The 2,973-nt window shown below is 61.3% G+C and carries 3 protein-coding genes and 1 pseudogene; all 4 read right to left on the reverse strand.

Annotation, left to right across the window (positions count from 1 at the left end):
* Positions 1–221 (reverse strand): hypothetical protein (locus X771_RS1000000168995; protein WP_210164670.1); only part of this gene is annotated, 221 nt, incomplete at its 3' end.
* Between the two features lie 109 nt (positions 222–330).
* Positions 331–1,122 (reverse strand): hypothetical protein, encoded by a 792-nt coding sequence (locus tag X771_RS135755; protein ID WP_023690711.1) that lies wholly within the window; start codon positions 1,120–1,122, stop codon positions 331–333.
* A 395-nt stretch (positions 1,123–1,517) separates the two neighbouring features.
* Positions 1,518–1,760, reverse strand: a pseudogene (locus X771_RS1000000169670) (HlyD family type I secretion periplasmic adaptor subunit); the annotation flags it as partial.
* The coding region (locus tag X771_RS135750) for a type I secretion system permease/ATPase (RefSeq protein ID WP_023690712.1) at positions 1,735–2,973 on the reverse strand (1,239 nt) is incomplete at its 5' end. The pseudogene X771_RS1000000169670 and the gene X771_RS135750, both read right to left, overlap by 26 nt.

The raw sequence follows: 2,973 nt of genomic DNA on the forward strand, positions 1-2,973 counted from the left end.
CGACCGGCAACCGACTGCATCCGCTCGCTGTTCAGGATCAGTGCTCCCGCCGAATATGTTTGGTCCCGGCATTTAATGGAGCGGGTCAACAACACCGTCCGGCTGAAAGTTTGGAAGGGATTCATCGTGGTCGGCCGCGAGGGCCCGAACAGGCGAATCCGCCTCCACACCTTCAGGGAGATTTCGGTGCACGACCAGCGCGACGCGCAGGGCTTCGTCACTGTACACGCTGACTGCTCCCGGGCGCCCCGGCCCATGGCAAGTAGCGGAAACGGGAAAGCGCCCGCCCAGGGGGGCGGGGCGGGCGCGGTTCCGTATGGGTTTTCTGGATCAAACGAAGGTGAAGTCGGACGCGGTCAGGCCCAGGTCTGCCACGGTGACCACACCGCCCAGGTGGGCGAACTCGTGCGCGCTGCCGTCGGCGGTGACATAGGCCAGAGTTGCGAGTCTGTCGGTGTAGCTGCTTTGGTAGACAATGATGTCGCCGGCGTGCTCGCCGGAGATCGCACTCGCCGCCTCATTAGCAGAGTTGAAAGATTCGCCAGTGATCACCACGACGTGTTCGCCGTTCGCACCCGAGGCCGCACCGCTGTAGAAGCTGCTCACCGGGTAGCCGGACTGTATGCTGGCGTTGTTGACGAAGTTCGCGCCAAAACCATCGTTGTAGAGGCCCACCGCATCGAAGGCGAACTTGTCCTCCGCCGGGTTGAAATCGGTGATAGTGGTAATGTCCGACGTCGACCCGACAACCCCAGGCACCGGATTGTGGAACTGGAACACGAACGTGTCACTGTCGCTGCCCCCGGTCAACGTGTCCTGGCCGTCACCCACGTAGAGGACATCCTGGCCGGGTCCGCCGCTGAGCCTGTCATTGTCCTCACCGGAGACGCGCGCGTTGAAGCGGCCGTTGTCGCCGGAGAGATCGTCCCAGCCATCTCCGCCGAAGATGCGGTCGTTACCCTTGCCGCCGATGGCTCGGTCACTGCCCGCGCCACCCGAGATCTCGTCGTTGCCGCCACGACCGTCAAGCCAGTCACCGCCCTGGTAACCCTCGATCCAGTCAACACCCTCGGTGCCGAGGAGTGTTTCGGAACTCGGGCCACCTTCGATAATCTTTGCCATTGAAAATACTCCTAGTGATGCCCCTGCCTGACGCGTTCATATTCGTCATCGGACAATTTGAGAAATCGATTGCTTGGATAGGCATACATTTACGAAATGGATGCATTCTCGTTCACTTCGCGCTTCTGCTGAGCAGTTGCGGGCTCGCAGGCGGCGGGGACGCGCCCAGGCAATCGGCCCGAACATTCACACTCAAAGAACGGTCCAGGAAACTTTGTAACCGGTCGTTCTGGTTGGGCCGCCCTCGGAAGAACGGGCATGGGGCTGTGTTGCCGAGTCGCGCCGGCACTGCCCATTGCGAGCAATGGAACGTTAGGGAGCGCGTTCGCGCGAGCCGAGATCGGAACCGACAGGCGCACCAGGTAGTACGAAATGCCGGGTTTTTCATCCGTCGCCAGATCGGCTGCGATCCGGCTTTCGCGCACCAGGATTTCTCCCACCACCCCGCCAGTCGGGTGCTGTATCTTCTCACTAGGAAACGACGACAAAGTGTCCGGACGCTACAACCGCACCGGAGAGATTCGTGAAGGTCGCCCAGGCTCCGGCTCCTCCCACAAAGATCACGCTCGCCAGAAGGCCCGCCACCAGGTGCCGGCGAATGGACTCGAAACGTCATTGTTCTGATGAATGCCGGACACCGGGATCCTCCATGTCAGCGCGCTCTGCCACGTGATCCTGCGTAGACTCGATGGCCTTCAGGACTTTGGAACGCGCACCGAATGATCGCTGCCGTCCACCTTCCATCACCAACACCAAATCCACGGCGCGGATGGCGCTCGGCCGATGGGCGACGACAACCGCAATGCCCTTGCGCTCGCGCACGGAGGCGATCGCATTAACGACTGCAGCCTCGCCTTCCGCGTCGAGATGGGCATTGGGTTCATCCAGCACGACAAGGAAAGGGTCTCGATAAAGGGCCCGGGCAAGACCGATAAGCTGACGCTGCCCGGCGGAAAGTGCCGATCCGGCCTCACCAATCGGAGTTTCGTATCCGTGCTCAAATCGGAGGATCAGTTCGTGCGTGCCCGCTGCTTTCGCCGCGGCGACAATAGCCTCAGGGTCAGGATCATGTTCAAAACGAGCGATGTTTTCGGCAATGGTGCCATCGAACAATTCAACACCTTGTGGCAGATAGCCGATGTGACGGCCTAGTGCTTCCCGGTCCCATTGATCGAGGCTTGCGCTGTCGATGCGAACCTTCCCGGCGACCGGCGTCCATGCGCCGACGATGGCGCGCGAGAGTGTCGACTTGCCCGAGCCCGACGGGCCGATGACCCCGAGTGCGCTTCCCGCCTGAATGGCAAACGCAATGCCGGTCACGGTCGGCTTGCTTTCACCGGGCGGAACGATTGTCACGCTTTCGAGGCGCAGTTCGCGTTCAGGTGCAGGCATTAGCATAACAGGAGCGGTTTCAGGAACCTTTTCCAAGAGGTCCTCCAGCCGCGCCCAACCCTGGCGCGCCATGAGGAAGGGTTTCCAGCTTGAAATGGCGAGGTCGACCGGAGCCAGCGCACGCCCCATCATGATCGAACTGGCAATCATGACCCCGGCCGTAGCCTCTTCCCTGACGACAAGGTACGCACCGACGGCAAGAATGGCCGATTGCAGCAGCACGCGCAGCGACTTTGAAATGGCACCCAGCCCACCTGCCACATCCCCAGCTTTCCGGTTGGCGGCCAGACACTTGGCATTGGCCTTTTGCCATCGGGCAGCGATCCGCTTTCCAAGACCGAGAGCTTGCACGACCTCGGCATTGCAACGCGCTGCTTGCAGCAGACCATTGCGTGCCATGTTGTGGGCAACGGTATCGCTTATCGGCCCTTGCGAGAGAGTGTTGGCAAGGAGTGTCAG

This window comes from Mesorhizobium sp. LSJC269B00, from assembly GCF_000502815.1.
Classification (GTDB): domain Bacteria; phylum Pseudomonadota; class Alphaproteobacteria; order Rhizobiales; family Rhizobiaceae; genus Mesorhizobium.